The sequence below is a fragment of the Enterococcus sp. DIV0187 genome, from assembly GCF_051713785.1.
Classification (GTDB): Bacteria; Bacillota; Bacilli; order Lactobacillales; family Enterococcaceae; genus Enterococcus_A; species Enterococcus_A avium.
Genome location: NZ_JBIOQO010000001.1, coordinates 1,471,380 through 1,491,389, shown reverse-complemented (window position 1 = coordinate 1,491,389; position 20,010 = coordinate 1,471,380). Strand labels below are relative to the sequence as shown.

Below are 20,010 nucleotides of genomic sequence, written 5' to 3'. Positions count from 1 at the left end.
CTTATCGACTAATTTTTCCTGATCCAAGGGCTAAAAATGCTTCTACCTCTTCTTGACTAAACTGATTGCAGTCGCCATGAACGGTATGCTTCAAGGCTGAGGCCGCTGTCGCGAAATCAACCACCTTTTGATACGAATCCTTCATTAAAAGGCCGTGAAGAATACCGCCAGCAAACGCATCGCCGCCGCCGACCCGATCAATAATCGGATCGATTAAATGACACTGAGATTCATAATAGGCACCATCAGCCCATAATGTTCCAGTCAGTTCATTCACACTGGCGGAATGAACTGTCCGTTTTGTAGAATAAAAAACAGAAATATTCGGATAGGCTTCCTGCATTTTTTGATAGTAATAAATTGTTTCTTCTTTATCTGACTCACCAGTATAAGGGGGGATGCCTAGAAAATGCTGGGCATCCAAGCTGCCCGCCGAACAATAATCTACATAGGGTAAAATAGCTCGGATTGATTTTCCCGCTTCTTCCGGTGTCCATAATTTGCCGCGGTAATTCACGTCAAAACTGATCTTGCAGCCCGCTTTTTTAGCCGCTTTCAAAAGTGTTACGGTCAGTTCTCGCCAGTTAGCTGAAAGAGCAGGGGTGATACCAGATAAATGGAAAATATCGGCGTCCTGGAATAATTCCTCCAGTGTCCATTCAAGCTTTTCCATCACAGCAAAGCTTGAGCCTGCACGATCATAGACAACGCTTGCGCCACGTTCGCCGACGCCAGCCTCAAGATAATAGGTTCCAAGTCTAGGGCCTCCCATCAGAAGCTGAGAGGTATCAACGCTGTAGCGATTCAGATGCTTTTTCACCGCATGTCCAAGTTCGTTCGTGGGTACCTTACTGGCAAAAACCGCGTGATGACCATAGTTTGCTAAGGAAATTGCGACGTTGGCTTCACCACCGCCATAATGAGCAGAAAAATCTTCAGCCTGCGCGAGTCGTGTACCAGCTGTGGTTGAAAACCGCAGCATGATTTCCCCTAAAGTAACAACCTTTCCCATGATTAGTCTCCTTTATGAATTTATTTTCAAGTTTCTATTTAACGATTGAATGTGGGATTAGTGTCCTTTTATTTCATGGAACTTCGTCATGTATTGGGCAGCTACCTCGGTTACTTTTTCAAAATCGCCAGTTGCCGCAGGAGCTAACAGATTACCGCCAACACCGACCGTAATGACACCAGCTTCAAACCAATCAGCCATATTGTCTAGGCTGACTCCGCCAGTTGGCATAATATTCAACTGAGGCAGGGGAGCTTTAAAGGCTGGAATAATCGATGGACCGTATGCACTTCCTGGGAAGAGCTTGATGATGTCCACGCCGCTCTTCAGCGCCTGTTTCATCTCGGTAATCGTCATACAACCGGGTAAATACGGAATTTGATAGAGGTTGCAGATTTCCGCTGTTTCTTGATCAAACGTAGGGCTTACAATATAATCAGCGCCAGCCATAATCGCCAATCGGGCAGTTACGGCATCTAACACAGTACCGGCACCAACGACTACTTCTGGTGAGTCTTGATAAGCATCAGATAGTTCTCTGATTACTTCGTCTGCCTGTGGAACAGTAAAGGTTAATTCGAGTCCATGCATCCCGCCTTTTACAATCGCGTGACTAGCCTGTAATGCTTCTTCCTTTGTTTTACCGCGGACGACCGCAATAACGCCAGCCTTTTCTAATCGCTGTAGAATCTCAATCTTTTTCACATTTACCACTCTTTTCTTATTTGGAAATCATATTTTATTATAAGGAAATTTATAGTTTCATTATACATGGAATAGGAGAAATTGCAAACGGTTTAATGAAGAAAATTGTTTTTCTTTCTATTTTGTTTGAAGAAAGAGCACACCAGCTTTCAAATAGAAAAAAGCTGATTGGACAGATACGTGTCCAATCAGCTAAGCCATCTTTTTTTATTTGTTTAACAGCTGTTCCAGCTCTTTTTTGGTTTGGAGAATTGTTTGAATAATCAATTGTTTTTTCTCATCGTTTAGTCGGTATTTAGGCATACTGACACTAAAAGCACCGATCGCTTTTCCATCTTTTTCTAAGGAAGCCCCAACACAAAAGATATCTAATTCGACTTCTTCATCGTCAAAGGCAATCCCTGAATGCCGGATTTCCTTCAGCTCTTTTGCCAATCTCAGAGGATTGGTGATCGTATTTTCTGTATGAGGAACCAGCGTATGCTCTGCCAGATATTGATCAAATTCCTCCTGAGAAAAGGTTGCTAGGACAGCCTTTCCCATAGCAGAACTGTATAACGGACGTGTGATCCCAATTTTTGACGACATGCGAATCGTTTGGTGCTTCGCTTCCAGCTTGTTTATGTAGAGAATTTCATTATCGCTCAAAATTCCTAAATGAATGGTTTCGTCAATCGTTTGCTGAAGCTTTTCTAGATAGGGAAGAGTGATTTCTGCCAGATCTATTTGTTCAAGCCGTTGGTTGGCGTAGCGAATTAATTTTGAACCTAGCCGATAGGTTTTATGCTCACTTTTTTTTACATAGCCAATTAGGACTAAGGTGTCTAATATTTTAATAGTTGTTGAAGGTGTCATCTTTGTAGCAGCTGTAATTTCCTGAAGGGATTGATCAGGCTCCTCTGCTAAAAAATCCATGATTTTGGCTGCTTTTATGAGTACCGTTCCGTAGGGTTTTGCTTCTGACATCTCTCTCATCCTTTCTATATAGGAAATTATATACGATAAATAAGAAAAATCAACTACTCAAGTAAAGCAAAAAGACCACCCTTGTGAAAATGGGCGGTCTTTAGTACAAATGTGCTTGATTTAAGGCAGTGTAATCGCTTCTTGCGTGTCACTATCAAAAAAGTGACTCTTATTTAAATCAAAGGCTAAATCAATTTTCTCACCTGGTTGATGGAAATCGCGGGCATCAACACGTGAGACAAATTCTGTATCGCCAATTTTTGAATAAAGCATGGTTTCTGCACCAAGTAATTCGGAAACAACGATCTCTGATCTTACAGTAGCTTCTGGTGTCGCATCTATGACAATTTGCTCGGTATGAATATCTTCAGGTCGAATGCCAAAAATCATTTCTTTGCCTTCATAGCCTTTTTCGACTAAGACTTTATTTTTCCCTTGCGGAATTCTTAAGTTCAGACCATGCTCATTGATAATACAGCCATTTGATAGTCTAACGGTGAAGAAGTTCATCGCCGGAGAGCCAATAAAGCCAGCTACAAAGACATTCTTAGGCGTATTGTAGACTTCTTGCGGGGAGCCTATTTGTTGGATAAAGCCATCCTTCATGATGACGATTCGATCCGCCATGGTCATGGCTTCAGTCTGGTCATGGGTAACATAAATGGTGGTAGTATTTAAGCGTTGATGAAGTTTAGCGATCTCTGCTCGCATGGCGACTCTCAGCTTGGCATCAAGATTGGATAAAGGTTCATCCATCAGAAAGACTTGCGCATCTCTGACAATTGCTCGTCCTAGGGCAACACGCTGTCTTTGTCCACCAGATAAAGCAGAAGGTTTTCTGTGAAGATACTCAGTCAAGCCCAAAATCTCAGCAGCATTTTCAACCCGATTTTTTATGTCGTTTTTATCAAATTTTCGCAGCTTAAGCCCGAAAGCCATATTGTCAAAGACTGTCATATGCGGATAAAGTGCGTAGTTTTGGAAAACCATCGCAATATCTCTGTCCTTGGGCGCAACATCGTTCATCAGTTTGCCGTCTATCAGAAATTCACCTTCAGAAATATCCTCTAATCCAGCGATCATTCTTAAGGTAGTAGATTTCCCGCAACCTGATGGGCCAACGAATACAATAAACTCGCGATCCTTGATATGTAAATTAAAATCCGTGACCGAGTAATTCTCATTGTTCTCATATTTCTTGTGGATACCATTTAAAGCGATTTCAACCATGTTTTGTTCCCTCCTCGATTTGTTACTCAAACTATACATGATTGCGCTTTCTTCTCTCAACGTGAATGTACACAAGAAAAATGCCAATTTTTGTATAGTTTGCCGAAATCCTAGGAATGATGAAAATTCAAGATAAGAAGGTAACCAAGAAATAAAGCATTCGCTTCTTTCAAATTAAGTCCTGTTTCAGAATAAAATTTTTCAATTTTATATAGCAGCGTGTTGCGATGCATATACAAATCTTTTGCCGTCGAGCTGAGATTTCCTAGATTGTTCCAAAGTGCCGGAATAATCTCACACATCTCACTTTTCTTAAGCCACATTGTATAAAGCTCCGATAAAAGCACACTGGCTTTTATGTTCTCGTTTGAATAGAAGGACATCGCCACATTGGAGATATCTTTGCATTTCAAGTTTGTCGTTGTTTCCCAAAAGACTGTTTGCTCTTCAGAAAAAAATTCAGCAAATTTATGTTGGCTAGAATGAAAGGACCCCACAAATAATCTTGTCGAAACATTGAAATCCGTATCAAGAGCTAGAAACAAGCCATCAAGGTCATTGGTACTCAAATAGTCATCGGATTCTTTTTCAACGAGAAAGGCGGTAGTTTCGGTTGTAAAAAAGAAGTCTACGATATTCGGAAAAATTTGTTTGATTTCTTCAATCCAAAGTTCTTTTAGCGGGAAATCAGAGGTGCTAAGTTTTATTTGAATCACTCGGTAATGGCCTTCTTGGTCAATTGATTTGTTTTCGAATAAAAATGAATACCAAGAATGTTTTTCTTTATCAATTTTATTTTTACCAAAGAGAAGAGTTAAGAGTTCTTCTTCACGGGCAGTTAATTCTTTCTTCGGTATCCGAATGAATCCAGCTTCTACGGGAATAGCTATATCATCAGGACTATGATCGTTTGTGGTCTGCAATGAAGAGGAGGGGAACAATGATTTGATTTCTTGATAGTTCATAAAAGCAGCTCCTTTATAATAAATGATCGACAGCGTTCAAGCTTTATAATTCGTCATTTATCTTAAGAGTAGAAGGTATATTTGGAAAAGTCAATTTCATTCTATAGGTTCTAAAAGTAATGTATGCAGTCTTTTGTCTAATAATTTCTAAAGGGAAAAGCATAAAAAAGTTTCGGGTGTTCGTTCTTTTTAATTTGGTTAATGGTCTTTTTATGAAAAAGGAAGGGGAAAACAAATGATGATGAACTACACCAGTAACCGCGCATGGAGCAAAAGACATCGGCGTTAGTTTGGATATTCAAATTTAGAGTCAGTATCCATATCAGAATTATTCTGATTCTAACAACACTGATCTATATGTCGATTGAGAGATCACTATAAGAAGAATCGTCGTGTAACTTGCAACGGTTTTTTTGCGGTCATTTTGGGTTAGAAACAGCGATTATCTTCATGTAATTCTATAGTTTAGAGAAGTTTAGAACGCATAAGAATTCAGGACAAATAAAAAAATTTAAAAAAAAGAATAGTATTCAAGAAGTAATAATTTTCAGTTTGATTTTTCATGTTTTATAATCCGCTTTCAAAATTTTTGACTGTTTCTTTGTTGATTATTTTTAGAAGGTATCTGAGAAATCTCGTTTTCTGTTTTAGCAATCATAATAAGTCGACTTAAACAAGAATGACAAGTTACTAATAATGTTTCTTTGTCAAAGCAAGCTGGATTTCCATTTTTCTTCATTTTGTTTCATAATTATGATAACTAAGAAAACGGATACTCGGTGAGTGGAAAGGAAGCGAAATACATGGAAATGAAGCAGCTGACAAGGAGACAACTTTTTACAGTCAAAAAAAGGGAAAACCTAGAGAAAAAAGTGTGCAAATTCTGGGAAGAGACCGGAAATGTAGATCTAGTAATAGAATACGTTATCGCGATCATCTTAAGAAATGCATTGGTGGTTAGTGATTTTTCACTACCTTGCCAAGACCTTGTTCGTGAGCTGCTTTTTCATGCTGAGCCGAGTGAAACACTTAAAAAGTTTTGTCCATTCTTGAAGGATTATGTGGAAGAATCTGAATGGATCACGGTTATTAAACGTCTGTTTAAAACTGAAACAAATTATTATAAAGCAACCAAAAAGATCCGAATCTTTGAGAGCTACTTGAAAAACAAAGGGACTGCTGAAATTACTGAAAAATACGATAGCTTTACACTTATCTCTTACTTTGAAGATGAAAGTGGGAAGAAGCATGCATGGAAATTGAGAGACGTTGATCCAAAGAACACCCTTGAAGAGACGAAGCGCATGCTTGGCATTCTGACAAAAATGACAATTTTTAAAAAGGGAGATATACGCCAATTTGCAAAATTCTTAGATTGCGAATGCCAAGGGACCACTACGCTTTATAGTACACGAGCACCTAAAGAGCAAGAAGCAAAAGAAGTTGTTGTTGAACCTCAAAAAATAAAAGCGGTTACATATGCAGAGTCAGATCTATTGAAGGGCTACGACCTTCATTTGCTGAATAAGGAACAGCTGATTACATTAATCAAAAGTTTACTAAAGGAAGCAGAAGCGATAATGCGTGAAGCGGAGCTCGGTGAGGTAAGTGAAGAAGATTTTGACATGTTACCTTACAATAAAGTAATCTCACAGAAAACGAGGCTAAATGATCGAATTGTTCCGGATACTTCTGATAAAGAGCGGCGATCATCTAAGTCTAATCAATCTGAATCGGAAAAAGGCGAAGAAATACCGTTTTTAGTGGCAGCTGAAGCCAAGATGGAAACATCTCTCGAAAAGCCTACCGAAAAACCACCAAAATCCAACAGCGCACCCAAAAAGAAGTATACAAAAACGGAACGGGCGCTACTGAAAAGATTTAGCAAGGTATAGAAGAAATTTTTATATCCCTTTTTCAAGGGTTATTTGTCATGGACATAGCGATTTCAGTTATGGTAATAAAGATTGATTGTATTGCTAATGGGCTTTTAGGGAGAAGTGTGCCAAAGGAAGAACTGCAAATGAAGAATCGAATATTCATTGGATAATCCAGCATGAAAATCTGACAGATCCTGTGATTACAGCTTTTGCTGATTAAAGAATTAAGTGACTGATTTTCCTACACATAAAGATTCACGAAATTTTAGATAAATATTAAGGATGCGGAATTAGCTATGATAAGGCAATTCCGCATTTTTTTTAATCAAAATATTCACGGCACTATAATTTTGAGATAATCAAATGGTACGCCTACTGTTATGGTCAACAGTAAAAAAGAGATTTTTTAAACTATTCATAGTTGTCATTAATTGAAGCATGCTTTAGCAACGATGATTGCATGATCGTTCCTGCAACTTTTTTGTTACCAATGGCGCGAACTTTTGTGGAAGACGCTAAAAAACTGGATAAATAAGTAATGGTCATGATTATCTGGATCGCAAGGATTGACTTGTACAAATAATTGCATGATTGATCCTGCAGAAAGTTCGGCTCCAAGCTCTCTTCTTTCATTATATGATTCAGGTAGTAAGAGAGAAAGAAGGGCACACAACATGCAATTAGTAAATGGTTTTAAGTTGATGGATTATGCAAAAGAAAAAGGTTTAGTCTTACCTGCATTCAACACAACCAATTATGAGCTTACGGCAGGAATCATTCGCGGCTATCAGGAAAAAGGCTTAGGAGGATACATTGCTATTTCATCGAGTAATTTGAAGCTTTCTAATCCAAAGATTATCGCTGACATGGTTAAATCAGCAATGAAAGAAGCGTCTGTTCCAGTTGCCTTACATTTGGATCATGGAAAGAGCTTTGAAGATGTGAAGGCGTGTATTGAAGCGGGATTCACTTCGATCATGGTAGACGCGTCACACCTGCCATTTGAAGAAAATATTGAAGAAGTTCGACGAACGGTTGAGTATTGTCATTTTTATGGAATACCGGTGGAAGCGGAGCTAGGAGCGATCAGCGGTAAAGAAGATGATCATATTTCTGAAGAAGATGCGAAAACCAATCCTGAAGATGTCAAAGAGTTTGTTGAGCGGACCAGCTGTGATTTGTTGGCGGTATCGATTGGAAATGTGCATGGGATGGATCTGACTCCGAATCTAGATTTCCCATTGTTAGAGAAAGTTGCGGCGCGATCATCGGTTCCGTTAGTTTTGCATGGTGGTTCGGGAATTCCTTTTGATCAAGTTAGAAGAGCGAAGCAGCAAAATTTGATTAAAGTAAATTATGGTTCCGATCTTCGTCAGGCCTTTATCCGAACCTTTGGTCAAGCCTATGAAAGAAATCATAATGAATTTGATATTATGTCGCTTTCAAAACTGGCGATCGACAACGTCGAAGATCGAGTAAAAGCCATCATCACCGAGGTAAATGAGAAATAAGGTTAAAACAGGGAGGGAGATAACGTGTTAACAAAGAGACAAAAAGAAATGATTCAAGAATTTGAACGACACAGCCCCTCTTTTTTAACTGCTGACCATTTTGTAGAAAAATTTCAAGTAAGCATGCGTACAGTGCAATCAGATATTAAAAAAATACGGGAGCATTTAGCGACTACCCGATATGCTGAGCTGATCTCAGTGGCATCTAAGGGCAGTCAGTTGATCATCAAGGATTATACGGCTTTTCAAGTAAATATCCAGCAAAAAGAAAACATAAGTGAATCAAATCAATCAGATCGAGTAAGAAAATTGTGTGTATTACTGTTGAATCAGAAAAGGCCGATCAACCGTCAAAAAATTCTTGATCAGCTATTTATTGCTTCGTCAACGTTGAATATGGATTTAAAGGAAGCAGACAAGCTGTTGAGTAATTATCAGTTGAGTGTGGAGCGAAAACGAAATTCAGGGATTTTTATCAGTGGAAATGAATACGATAAAAGAAAATGCTTATTGAAATTGGGTCATCTGGATATTCATCAGAATCAAAGCAATATGGAAACCGAAGAATCCTTCCGGCAAGAGATTGAGATGGTTTTAGTCAGTGTTCTTTTGAAGCATCATTTTCATATTTCCGAAACGCTTTTCCAAAACTTGATCGTCCATATCGAAATGGCGATCAAACGAATGAAAAGCGGCTTCTATATCGGTTCAGATGAATTTGGAGGAATCACGGACTTTGACTCAGAGATGGAGGTTTCGACAGAAATATTCCAGCGTTTGGCTGAACGTTCCTATTTCAAGGTTTCGCAAGAAGAAATTCTTAATCTGGCGATCTATATCAAAGGTAAAAGTGATTATGAAAATGACGACTATATCTCTGAAGAGGTCAATACCTTCATTCTTCATGCGTTGAAGGAAATCAATGAAAAATTTGATATTGATTTTCGTCAAGAAATTGATTTACGAATTTCATTAGCTTTACACCTGATGCCATTACTCACAAGAATTGAATACAATATTCAAAATGAAAATAAATTGCTGGATCAAATCAAGCAATCCTTTCCATTAGGATTTGATATTGCTGCCTATATGTGTATGCTGCTGCAAAATACGATCGACAAGAAAATTGAAGAAGGCGAGATCGCTTATCTGGCAATTTACTTCAATCAATATCTAGCAAAATACAACGATATTTCCGGCAAGAAGCGGATTTTGATCATCACTAGCTTAAAACGCAGTGAAAGTATTCTTCTGAGGCAGCGCTTCGCTACCTGGTTCTCAAATGAAATTACGATATTGACTTTAGTGAACACCCATGAGGTTGGATTTCTGGATATTGAGGATTATGATGTCATTTTTACGACGGAGCAAACTGAATTGACTGATAAAATGGGGGCGATTTTGATCAGCTTTTTCCCTAGCGAACAAGAATATTCCAAAATCAAATTAGCCATCGATGGATTTAATGATAAATTTGAAATCGTCAATCTGTTTGATGAAGCACTTTTTCGATATGGTCATTTTACCAACAAGAAGGAAGTCTTGGATAAGCTTTGTTCTATCTCTGTTTCAAAAGTTGGCGATAAGGTTTTTCAATTAAGAGAGGCAGTTGAACTAAGGGAAGAGATCGGCAGCAGTTATTTTGGAAATGGTATTGCATTGCCCCATCCGATCAATCCAATCCTTGCGGAAACGTTTGTGTCAGTCATTTTACTGAAGAATGAACTTGATTGGGATTCAGATGGGAACAAGGTGCATTTGGTCATGTTAGTGGCGATTGAAAAAAATAATGCCAAGGTGTTTCAATTATGGAACTATCTAGCAAAAATCATTCAGGAAAAAGGATTTGTTGATCGCGTCATCAAAAATCCGACTTTTGAGAATTTCCGAGAAAATCTTTCTCAGCTCTTGGATGAATACATTTAGTAGAGACTAGGATATCCGTTCTGCTTTTGCAGGTTGCGACAAAAGAAAGTGAAATCTTTGGTTACAAGAGTTGTTGTACCAGCGATTTAGCAGAATGATCTACGTGGTGAAACTCAATTTTTTATTTTGAAAAAATAAGTACATTAGACATGAAGTAGGAGGATGAACATGAAATATATTTTTGTGTCACATGGTGATCTCGCAAAGAGTATTTTAGAAAGTGCCCAGATGATCGTTGGGGAACAGACAGAGGTTAAGGCTTTTGGCTTGTACCCAAAGGATGATATCGGCGGTCTGAAGGCTAAAGTCAAACAAGCAATTGAAGAATTTGGCGGCGGAGGGGATATTATTTGTTTCACCGATCTATTCAGCGGCAGTCCATTTAATGCGGTGGTTGGATTGATGGGCGAGTATCCGGTTCGTCACATTACCGGAATGAACTTGCCGATGGTGCTAGAGGCTTTTATGGCTAGAATGAATGAAACGGATTCAGCCGAGGATATCTGTGCCAAGCTGCTACGTGAAGCTCCTGCCACATTTATCGATGTCAATAATTATTTAGGCGTAAATTTAGAAGATTAATACAAAAAACTGAAAAAAAGGAGCGAGTAATATGAAAAACATTGTTTTTGCGCGAGTAGATGATCGATTGATTCATGGGGAGGTGGTTACAGCTTGGACGCCTTCATACAGTATTAACCATATTATCATTATTGATGACATTGTAGCCAGCGACCCTTTCCAAAAAAGAATATTGAAAGCGTTAGCACCAACGAAGGTCAGAGTGGATGCCTTTACGACTGAAGAAGGAATCGAAGAGCTAAAAAAACCATTTAATGAAAAAGAACGTGTTTTACTCTTAACCAAGACACCAATCACGTATGCCAAATTGGTTGAAGGCGGGATTGATTTGCCGCAAGTAAATCTTGGCGGAATGGGGATTCGCGATGAACGAAAACCATTTATCAAAAATGTAGCATGTGATGAAGCGGAGGTGGAAGCGATCCGTCAGATGGTTGATAAGGGGGTCCATGTTTTCTATCAATTAGTACCTGAACAACGGTTAATTGAGATTACAAATTTATTATAAAATATCAGTTCAACTTTTTGCAGAATTAAAATGCAACGAAGAAAAAAACAAAATGAGTCAATCAACTTGTCCAGAAGTATAGTTGGATGATATACGGCATGAAAATCGAACCTATTTTTGAAAAAAATAGATACATTATTAAGAATAAGGATGTCAGTCCAACTTTTCGCAGGATTAAAATGCGACGAAGAAAAAAACAAACTGAGTAAATTAACTTTGTCGAGAAGTATAGTTGGATGATATACGGCATGAAAATCGAACCTATTTTTGAAAAAAATAGATACATTATTAAGAATAAGGAGGAAAAATGTATGTCAGTTTTTCAAGCTTTTCTATGTGGGGTTGTTTATTTTCTAGCGATAGGAAATCTACCCTTTGTTGGATTATGGTCATTACAAAGACCATTGGTATGCGGACTTATTACAGGAATTATTTTGGGTGACCCGCTGACGGGGGCAATGACAGGCGCTTCGATCAATTTAGTTTATCTAGGCTTTATTTCAGCTGGGGGATCAATGCCTGCTGATATGGCATTGGCGGGGATTTTAGGAACAGCCTTCGCTATCACAGGTGGACTTGATGCCAAAACAGCTTTGTCAGTTGCTGTACCGATCGGTTTGTTAGGAACAATCGTCTGGTATGGGCGAATGACCTTTGGTTCAATCTTTGTTCACGTGGCAGATAATTATATCGAAAATGGCGAATACAATAAAATTTGGCGAGCCAATGTCCTCTTTCCGCAGCTTTTGACCGCAGTAATCACGATCATTCCTTGTGGATTGGCGGCTTACTTCGGAGCGAGCTACATCTCAGGATTCATTGAGGCATTGAGCGGAACGGCTCTGACGATCTTCACAGTTATCGGCGGAATGATGCCGGCTTTAGGGGTTGCGATCACTTTGCAATATATTTTTAAAGGAGAGGCGCGTGTCTTCTTGTTCTTAGGCTTTATTTTAGCGACTTATTCTGGTTTGGATTTATTACCATTAGGTGTGATCGCCGGATTAACAGCATTGATCTATGTACAAGCGACAGGCAATAAATCTGATTCAGAGGAGGACGAAATCTATGAGTAAAGAGGTAGAAGGAAGTGTTATTCGCAAAAAGGATCTAATTCGCTCTTGGCTGATTTGGGAAAATTTACCGCAAACCTGTTACAACTATGAACGGATGATGGGCCAAGCGGTTGCACATGTTTTCGTTCCTATTTCGAAACGTTTGTATAACGATGATCCGGAAAAGAAAAAAGAAATGATGAAGCGTGAAATTGAATTCTTCAATGTGCATATCGAATTTGGTTCTTGTATTATCGGAATGATTATTGCGCTGGAGGAACAAAAAGCCAAAGGTGTTGCGATTCCAAGTGAGTTTATTACGAGTTTGAAGACATCATTGATGGGGCCGCTGTCGGGGATCGGCGATACGATTTTTCAAGGAGTTTTAATCCCAATCTTGTTAGCGATCTGTATTGATTTGACATTAAAAGGAACAATCTGGGGTTCGATCATTTACGCTGTTGCTATTATCGCGATCGCTTGGGGCATGAGTTATGCCAACTTCATGTTCGGTTATCGAGCCGGAGCAGATGCCGTCATGGATTTTCTCGAGAAGGGTCTGTTAAATAAGGTTCTGCGCGGCGCCGAAATCATGGGTTGTATGGTAATGGGCGGTCTGATTTCTAGTTATGTAAAAATGCATGTTGCCTTGAAGATCGTCAGCTCCACCACAACCTTTAAAGTTCAGGAACAGTTCCTGGATGCCGTGATGCCGAATATTTTACCATTTGCCTTTACTATGCTGATTTATTTCTTAATGAAAAAAGGCTGGTCTTCATTAAAAATCATTGGTCTGATCGTCGTTGTCGGAGTAGTTGCGGGCTTCTTTGGGATTTTAGGCTAAGCTATCGACCAGCTCAAACTATCAGCAAGTGTGGTTTGGGCTGGTTAACCAGATAAAAATATTACCTTAACAGGAACGAGGCTATGAAATGAAAGCAATTGTTGAAACAGGAATCAAGCAGCTGGAGATTCAAGAGCTGCCAATGCCGAAGATCGAAAAGGATGAAGTACTAATGAAGGTTAGAGCAAATGGCCTTTGTACCAATGATTTGCGCGATTATTTAGGCGACATGAAATATACCTATCCAAGAATTGGCGGTCATGAGTTTAGCGGAGAAGTTGTTGAAATCGGCAGCGATGTAAATCCTGAACATTTTGATGTGGGAGATCATGTCGTTAAATACATTATTCCAGCCTGCGGAGAGTGCCATTATTGTAAAACAGGGCGTGAGAATTTATGTATCGAGGTGTCAAAATCAACGACCTTCCAAAACCCTGATGGCATTTCCGGCTTTTTAGGGATGTCGCAATACATCGCCGTAAAAAGTCGCGATCTTTACAAATATCCGAAAGAGGTTCCTTTTACCCATAGTGCATTTACCGAACCGTTGGCCTGTGTGGTAAATAGTGTTGAACGGGCCCAGCTGATGTTTGGACAGGACGTGGTGATTATTGGCGGCGGAGTGATGGGACTTTTTCATGTCGTTTTGGCGAAATTGTCAGGAACGCGTGTTATTCTCAGTGAACCCAATGCTGAACGCAGGAAATTGGCGGAGGAATTAGGTGCGGACCTCACCTTTGATCCAACCAAGGTCGATGCGGTGAATTTTGTCAAAGAACATACAGAAGGACGCGGCGCGGAAGTTGTTTTCAATACTACGGCTCTTCCGCAAATTGCGAAACAGGCTATGGATTTTACAGCAACTGGGGGGCAAACCTTTATGTTCAGCTCGCTGCATCCGAATGAGCCCGTGCCGACCGATATGGGGGCGGTCCATTCTTATGAAAAGTTGATTACTGGAACAGTCAGTCCTAAAATACCAACCTTTTATCGTTCGGTTCAATTGATTGCAAAAGGAATCGTAGACGTAACACCATTATTAGCGAAGACTTTTGATTACACGGAGGCAGTTGAAGCCTTTGAATATGCGTTAAGACCAGATACATTAAAAACAATGATTACCTTTGATTAGAAGAAAGCAGGAGAAGAAAATGAGTGCATCTGTTTATGTTGGATTAGATATCGGCACCACGTCGATTAAGGTAGCTGCTGTAACTAAGCAATTAGAAACGGTTTTTGAAAAGCAGTATGCCTATGACTACCTTGTCCCTCAGAAAGGCTGGACGGAGATTGAACCAGATACATGGGGCGAACTCGTGATAAAAGGCTTAAAAGAGCTGTTCCAACAGGTTCCTGCCGAAACGGTCGCAGGAATTGGAATTACCGGACAGATGCACACGACCGTGTTTGTTGACAAACACGGTCTTTCCGTTCGACCAGCCATTATGTGGAACGACAATCGTACAAAGAGCAGTTTATCAGAAATCAAGCAGCGTTTGGAAAGTAAAGCGGAGACGGTTCATCTTGCTAAAATCGTCTCGACCGGCAGTCCTTTAGCTAATTTATTATGGGTAAAAGAGCACGAACCAGAGCAATATCAGCAGATCAATAAATTTCTGATTGCAAAAGATTATGTGAAATTGAAATTGACCGGCACCTATACCACGGACTATTGCGATGCGTCTACGTCCTCTCTTTATGATTTACATGCGGATTGCTGGTCTGAAGAGGTTCAAGAATTGTTTGATTTACCGAGGAGTTTCTTTCCCGATATTCGACCAGCATCGACGATTATTGGCGAGTTGACGAAGGAAATATGTCGGGAGTTGAATATCGAGAGCACCATACCAGTGGTTTCTGGTACTGGTGACAACGTGGCCTCCGCGTTGATTTCTGGAAGCTTCGAAAATATGCAGCCGCTGGTCTCATTAGGGACTTCAGGAGTGGTGGTAATTCCAAATGCTCATCATCAATTAAAGCAGATAGGCAAAAATGTTGTGGCCAAACTGACTGATGAGGATGAGGCAATCATTACGCAAGGAACGGTCCAATCTGGAGCGAAAATCAATAGCTGGTGGATGGAAAAAATTTTACGAACCAAGAACTATACAAAGGAACAAGAAGAAATTCCGTTAACGCTGTTGGGAAAAAACGAGGTGCTCTTCTTTCCCCATATGAATGGTGAAAAAACACTTTTTGCCGATCCCAATTTGAAGGGTGCTTTTATCGGACTAGGATTGGAGACAAGAAGAGCGGAAATGTATCTGGCCGTGCTGGAAGGATTGGCTTTTGGTATTCGTCAATTGTTTCTTTCACTGAAAAATGACGAAGCCCCGCAATATTTTACCATCGTTGGCGGTGGTGCCAAAAGCGAACTGTGGATTAAGATTTTTGCCAATGTTTTAGGCTATCCAACCAAGCGGATACAGACTTCGCAAGAGGCTGTCCACGGAGCGGCGATTTTAGCAATGATGGGTGTGGAAGGAAGCTTTGTTTTTCCGAAAAGTGATGCTCAGGTGATCCCTCCTGATCCAGTGATTAGCGCAAAGTACAACCAGCGTTACGAAAATTATCTAAAATTATCCCAACATTTACGACTTTTCGGAGGTGAAGAATCATGAAAGAGTGTTTGCTTTGCAGTGCCTCATTAAAGCTAATTAAATTCAAGTGTGCAGAAGGGCACGTCTGCAAAACTTGTTACGAGAAGGCCAGTATGAATTTTTCTCAGACAATCAAAAGGAAAACCAAAGCAGAGCTATTGGAAATTATGAAAGTACCTCTTGAAGAAAACAAAGAGGAGACATTTGAAATTTCACGAAGGATCAATCAATTAATTTTCTTCGATGATTACAACCAGCAGATTTGTCTGCCGAATCATAAAAAATATACCAAGGAAACGTTAAAACCAGAAGTCTATTCCTTTTCTGCAATTGTAGATTGCCAGCTTGTGGAGGAACAGATTGAAAGAGTGGTCAAGAAAAAGCCGCAGCAATTAGGCTGTATCAAAGTTGTTTTGACTTTCCAAAACAAGAGCCGGGATATTTGGCTGATCCCGAATTACATCAATATTGATAGCATGGCTTATAAAACGATGCGTTCATTGGCGAAAAATATTGTTGTCGAAGTCAATCAATCGAAGGAGGTCGTGGCATGTTAGTCGGATTGCAAGAAGTGTTAGTCAAAGCCAGAGCAGAAAAACAAGCGATCGCAGCCTTTAATGTACCCAATTTAGAAATGATCCGAGCTGCAATTCAAGCGGCCGAAGAGGTAAATGTGCCAGTGATTTTGCAGCATGCTGAGGGCCATGCTTCATTGATCTCATTAGAAGAGATTGGTCCGATCATGCTCCAATATGCTAAACGCAGCAAAGTTCCAGTAGTTGTTCACTTGGATCATGGAAAAAGCTTTGAGATGATTATGCAGGCGATGAAGCTGGGCTTTACTTCAGTCATGATCGATGCCTCAGATTTACCTTTTGAAGAAAACATTGCTCGCACCAAAGAAATTGTTAAAATTGCCCATAGTTTAGGCGTCAGTGTTGAAGCAGAGTTGGGGCATGTTTTTACCTCATCATTGGGCGGTGGCGAAGGACGCGCTCCAGACGATGATCAAATTGGCGAAACAGATATTTATACTGATCCCAATCAAGCCAAGGATTTTGTGGATGCGACTGCTGTGGATTGTTTAGCTGTGGCTTTTGGTACGGTTCATGGTGTTTATTTGAAGGAGCCGAAATTAGATTTAGATCGAGTTAAGAAAATTTATGACGAAGTGAAAATTCCACTGGTTATGCATGGCGGTTCAGGGGTAGAAGCTAGTGATTATCGAACCGCGATAGAAAACGGCATCGCTAAAATCAATTACTATACCTATGCGAATCAAGCGGGCGCCGCTGCATTGAGGGATTACCTGAAGGCGGATAATCAGGATTATTTCTTGGAAGATTGTATTGAGGCTGCAACAAAAGGGTTGCGAGAAGATTATATGGAAGCGTTGAAGATTTTTAACGGAAAATAGAATGAGAAGATGAAACGGTGCGTAATCAGGAAAGGTGATTATGCACCGTTTTTCTTGAATGATGAGGATTTCGAATTATTCTGCATCCACAGTAAAAGTAATACGGCGCCAGATATCCAGCCGCTCGTTAAATACAGTTGTTCTGATTTTTTTAAAGTAATGGGCTAACAAAGAACATTTTAGATTAAGCAAAAAACAGCTATCTTTACTGAAAAAATGAATTCTCTCTAGCTCCCTTGCACCATATCCTCTATAATAAAAGGATGATGAAATTTTGCTGATAAAAAAATCATCGAATGTGAGGAAAAGGGAGCGATCGAATGAAAATAGCGCCATTCAAAGTAGAATTATGGATGAATGAACATGAGGACAAAGCAATTTATAATACAGGAGAAACCTGCGTTGACTCCATCAGCATGGATGAGTTATTCGCGATTGCTGGATTAAATAAGCAGGAAGTGTTAAACGAACTGACGCAAAAGCGCCTGACTTATGGACATATTTTTGGCAATCCAAAGTTTAAAGAAGGGATTGCTTCCCTTTACGAAACAATCCAAGCAGAGGATATCACGACGACCCATGGCGCGATTGGCGCAAATCACTTGGTGCTCTATTCATTGGTTGAACCTGAGGATGAGGTGGTAGCTGTACTACCAACGTATCAGCAGCTGTATTCGATTCCGGCTTCATTCCAAGCAACGGTGAAGCAGCATGTGCTGACACCTGAAAATAATTTCTTGCCTGACTTGACGCAATTGAGAAATCAGGTCAGTTCAAAAACGAAAATGATCATCATTAATAATCCTAACAATCCTTCTGGTGCTTTAATGGATCGTGGGATGCTGGAGGAAATTATTGAGATTGCTAGAGCAGCAGATGCTTATATTCTTTCAGATGAGACGTATCGCGGATTGACTCAAGAAGAGGTGGAGAGCCCTTCAATTGCAGATATGTATGAAAAAGGCATCAGTGTCAGCAGTATGTCGAAGGTGTGGTCGCTGGCTGGGCTGCGGTTAGGCTGGATTGCGACAAAAAATGTCGAAGCGTTAGAGCAGTGCTTACTTCACCGTGATCATAATACTATCAGCTGCGGCATGATTGATGAGGAACTAGCTGCGATCGCTTTAGCAAATAAAGAAAAAATCTTGGCAAGGAATCTAAAAATCGTACGTGACAATTTGAAGATTTTAGATGAGTGGGTAGCAAAAGAACCCCACATCTCTTATGTAAAACCACAGGCAGGTACCGTGACACTGCTTTATTATGATTTTGATCTTCCAAGCAGAGAACTCTGTCTTGATCTGATCGATAATCATGGCTTGCTGTTTACTCCTGGAGATTGTTTTGAATTTGAAAACTGTGTTCGGATCGGGTATAGCTGTAGTACAGAAGAATTAATTGCCGGTTTGAACAAATTTTCTGAATACTTGGCGACGATTTAAAATTTGAGAGCGTAATGATCTTTCTAAGGTCTTACGCTTTTTTGCTGTAGAAATAATCTTGTTGGTTAATAAAATCCTACAATTCGTTAACAACTGCTCCATTATCAATTACGACAAGCAATGGTACACTAAAGGTGATCAGAGAGGGGCGGTTAACATGACGTTGTTAATGGGAAGGATTATCCAGAAGCTTAGAAAAGAACAGAATTTGACACAGGGGCAGGTAGCAGCAGCTTTAGGAGTCACAACTGCTGCCGTGTCGAAGTGGGAGACAGACAGTACCTATCCAGACATTTCCTTATTAGGCCCGTTGGCACGATTGTTGAAGACGAATGTGGATCAGCTAGTCAATTTTAAGAAAGCATTGAGCGAGCTGGAAGTAGCGAATTTTGAAAAAGAAGCCCGATCTATTTTTGAAACAGGTGATAGTCAACAGGCAATGGACTTTTGCGACGCGCTGCTGAAAGCCTATCCTAGTGATGACCTGTTACGCTTTCGCCTAGCTTCAGTGTATATCTTCTATCTGAACGCTTCTTCTGAGGAGAGTCAGATGAAGCATCAACTTCATGAAGCATTTCAATCATTTGAGGGGCTTCGAACATCGGAAAATCTTGAATTGAAGCAAGCCTCTCTGCATGTTTTGGCAAGCCTCTATTTGATGGATGAGCAATTAGCCAAGGCTGAAGTGGTGATCGAGGAATTACCACCAGTAAATCAAGATCCTCGAATGATGAAGACAACTATTCTATATAGAAGGGAAGCCTATGAGGAATCTTTGAAGCTGAGTCAGCTTTGTCTATTCCAAGAATTACGAGATGCTAGTCTGAATCTTTATCACATAGCAAAAGTCGCGCGTAAGCAGAAGGAGTATGAAAAAGCGATTGAAATTGTTGAAATTGGTATCGAAATGGATAAACTGCTTCATATTGATCAGATTTCTGGCACCAATGCCAATTACTATTTGTTTAAAGCTGAAATTTTAGCGATTCAAGGAAAAAACGATGAAGCACTAAAGGAATTAAAAAAATTTATCCCTGCTTTAAAAACAGCCTTTGCATTGAAGAATCCAAGAAAAGACCTTCTATTCAATCAAATTGAGTTGAAGGACTCCTCCGTTTCCACCCAATATATCGCAGAACGAATGGCTGATTTAATTGAACAATCTGAGGAATTTTATCCATTGTTGGAAGACCAGCGATTTTCAGCATTATTAACTGAACTGAGAATGCTGAAAGAATAGATTACGAATCTGGAGGGCTGGATAACTAATTATCCAGTCTTTTTAACGTGCTAAAAATCCTATCACTTTCAAAGTATCGCCTCCTTAGTCGAATAATCATTTTGGATATAGGGTTATTGCCAAGACT

19 protein-coding genes are annotated in these 20,010 nt (G+C 39.8%); 13 read left to right on the top strand and 6 right to left on the bottom strand.

The window, feature by feature from the left end; translation table 11 throughout:
- Position 1: 1 nt before the first annotated feature.
- The 5 genes from IGI52_RS07355 to IGI52_RS07335 all read right to left on the bottom strand — a co-directional run bounded on the left by IGI52_RS07355 (position 2) and on the right by IGI52_RS07335 (position 4,878).
- A complete protein-coding gene (locus IGI52_RS07355; protein ID WP_438780864.1) occupies positions 2–1,012 on the bottom strand; it encodes a PfkB family carbohydrate kinase in 1,011 nt (336 codons plus the stop codon).
- A 57-nt stretch (positions 1,013–1,069) separates the two neighbouring features.
- A complete protein-coding gene (locus tag IGI52_RS07350; RefSeq protein WP_438780863.1) occupies positions 1,070–1,717 on the bottom strand; it encodes a bifunctional 4-hydroxy-2-oxoglutarate aldolase/2-dehydro-3-deoxy-phosphogluconate aldolase in 648 nt (215 codons plus the stop codon).
- Positions 1,718–1,924: 207 nt separating this feature from the next.
- Positions 1,925–2,683 (bottom strand): IclR family transcriptional regulator, encoded by a 759-nt coding sequence (locus IGI52_RS07345; RefSeq protein ID WP_049219370.1) that lies wholly within the window; start codon positions 2,681–2,683, stop codon positions 1,925–1,927.
- A 120-nt stretch (positions 2,684–2,803) separates the two neighbouring features.
- Complete coding sequence (locus tag IGI52_RS07340; protein WP_438780862.1) at positions 2,804–3,913, bottom strand: ABC transporter ATP-binding protein; 1,110 nt, start codon at positions 3,911–3,913, stop codon at positions 2,804–2,806.
- 110 nt (positions 3,914–4,023) lie between these two features.
- Positions 4,024–4,878, bottom strand: coding sequence for a helix-turn-helix domain-containing protein (locus IGI52_RS07335; RefSeq protein WP_438780861.1), 855 nt, complete (start codon positions 4,876–4,878; stop codon positions 4,024–4,026).
- Positions 4,879–5,681: 803 nt separating this feature from the next.
- Here IGI52_RS07335 and IGI52_RS07330 point away from each other — a divergent pair.
- Positions 5,682–6,773, top strand: a complete 1,092-nt coding sequence (locus IGI52_RS07330) for a hypothetical protein (RefSeq protein ID WP_438780860.1) — start codon at positions 5,682–5,684, stop codon at positions 6,771–6,773.
- Between the two features lie 396 nt (positions 6,774–7,169).
- Here IGI52_RS07330 and IGI52_RS07325 read toward each other — a convergent pair whose 3' ends face one another.
- Positions 7,170–7,376: a hypothetical protein gene (locus tag IGI52_RS07325; protein WP_438780859.1), complete on the bottom strand. Its 207-nt coding sequence runs from the start codon at positions 7,374–7,376 to the stop codon at positions 7,170–7,172.
- Positions 7,377–7,432: 56 nt separating this feature from the next.
- On the opposite strand from IGI52_RS07325, the gene IGI52_RS07320 reads away from it, so the two are divergent.
- From IGI52_RS07320 to IGI52_RS07265, 12 genes are all read left to right on the top strand, one after another.
- Positions 7,433–8,269, top strand: a complete 837-nt coding sequence (locus IGI52_RS07320) for a class II aldolase (protein WP_438780858.1) — start codon at positions 7,433–7,435, stop codon at positions 8,267–8,269.
- A gap of 24 nt (positions 8,270–8,293) precedes the next feature.
- Positions 8,294–10,195 carry a BglG family transcription antiterminator gene (locus IGI52_RS07315; RefSeq protein WP_438780857.1) on the top strand — a complete coding sequence of 634 codons (1,902 nt, stop codon included), beginning with the start codon at positions 8,294–8,296 and terminating at the stop codon, positions 10,193–10,195.
- Between the two features lie 168 nt (positions 10,196–10,363).
- The gene (locus IGI52_RS07310) at positions 10,364–10,777 is read left to right on the top strand and encodes a PTS sugar transporter subunit IIA (protein WP_438780856.1); all 414 of its coding nucleotides are present in this window, start codon (positions 10,364–10,366) and stop codon (positions 10,775–10,777) included.
- 31 nt (positions 10,778–10,808) lie between these two features.
- Positions 10,809–11,285 carry a PTS sugar transporter subunit IIB gene (locus tag IGI52_RS07305; RefSeq protein WP_016181927.1) on the top strand — a complete coding sequence of 159 codons (477 nt, stop codon included), beginning with the start codon at positions 10,809–10,811 and terminating at the stop codon, positions 11,283–11,285.
- A gap of 311 nt (positions 11,286–11,596) precedes the next feature.
- Positions 11,597–12,361 (top strand): PTS mannose/fructose/sorbose/N-acetylgalactosamine transporter subunit IIC, encoded by a 765-nt coding sequence (locus IGI52_RS07300; protein WP_049222203.1) that lies wholly within the window; start codon positions 11,597–11,599, stop codon positions 12,359–12,361.
- Complete coding sequence (locus IGI52_RS07295; protein ID WP_016181929.1) at positions 12,354–13,184, top strand: PTS system mannose/fructose/sorbose family transporter subunit IID; 831 nt, start codon at positions 12,354–12,356, stop codon at positions 13,182–13,184. Before IGI52_RS07300 ends, IGI52_RS07295 begins: the two co-directional genes overlap by 8 nt.
- 88 nt (positions 13,185–13,272) lie before the next feature.
- Positions 13,273–14,316: a zinc-dependent alcohol dehydrogenase gene (locus IGI52_RS07290; protein ID WP_102871450.1), complete on the top strand. Its 1,044-nt coding sequence runs from the start codon at positions 13,273–13,275 to the stop codon at positions 14,314–14,316.
- 19 nt (positions 14,317–14,335) lie between these two features.
- Positions 14,336–15,805, top strand: a complete 1,470-nt coding sequence (locus IGI52_RS07285) for a xylulokinase (protein WP_438780855.1) — start codon at positions 14,336–14,338, stop codon at positions 15,803–15,805.
- Positions 15,802–16,341 (top strand): hypothetical protein, encoded by a 540-nt coding sequence (locus IGI52_RS07280; protein ID WP_438780854.1) that lies wholly within the window; start codon positions 15,802–15,804, stop codon positions 16,339–16,341. The genes IGI52_RS07285 and IGI52_RS07280 overlap by 4 nt, the downstream gene beginning before the upstream one ends.
- Entirely contained in the window at positions 16,335–17,201 is an 867-nt protein-coding gene (locus IGI52_RS07275; RefSeq protein ID WP_438780853.1) for a class II fructose-bisphosphate aldolase, read from the top strand. Before IGI52_RS07280 ends, IGI52_RS07275 begins: the two co-directional genes overlap by 7 nt.
- 320 nt (positions 17,202–17,521) lie before the next feature.
- Positions 17,522–18,643 carry an aminotransferase gene (locus IGI52_RS07270; RefSeq protein ID WP_438780852.1) on the top strand — a complete coding sequence of 374 codons (1,122 nt, stop codon included), beginning with the start codon at positions 17,522–17,524 and terminating at the stop codon, positions 18,641–18,643.
- Between the two features lie 157 nt (positions 18,644–18,800).
- Positions 18,801–19,883, top strand: coding sequence for a helix-turn-helix domain-containing protein (locus tag IGI52_RS07265; RefSeq protein ID WP_438780851.1), 1,083 nt, complete (start codon positions 18,801–18,803; stop codon positions 19,881–19,883).
- Positions 19,884–20,010 lie beyond the last annotated feature (127 nt).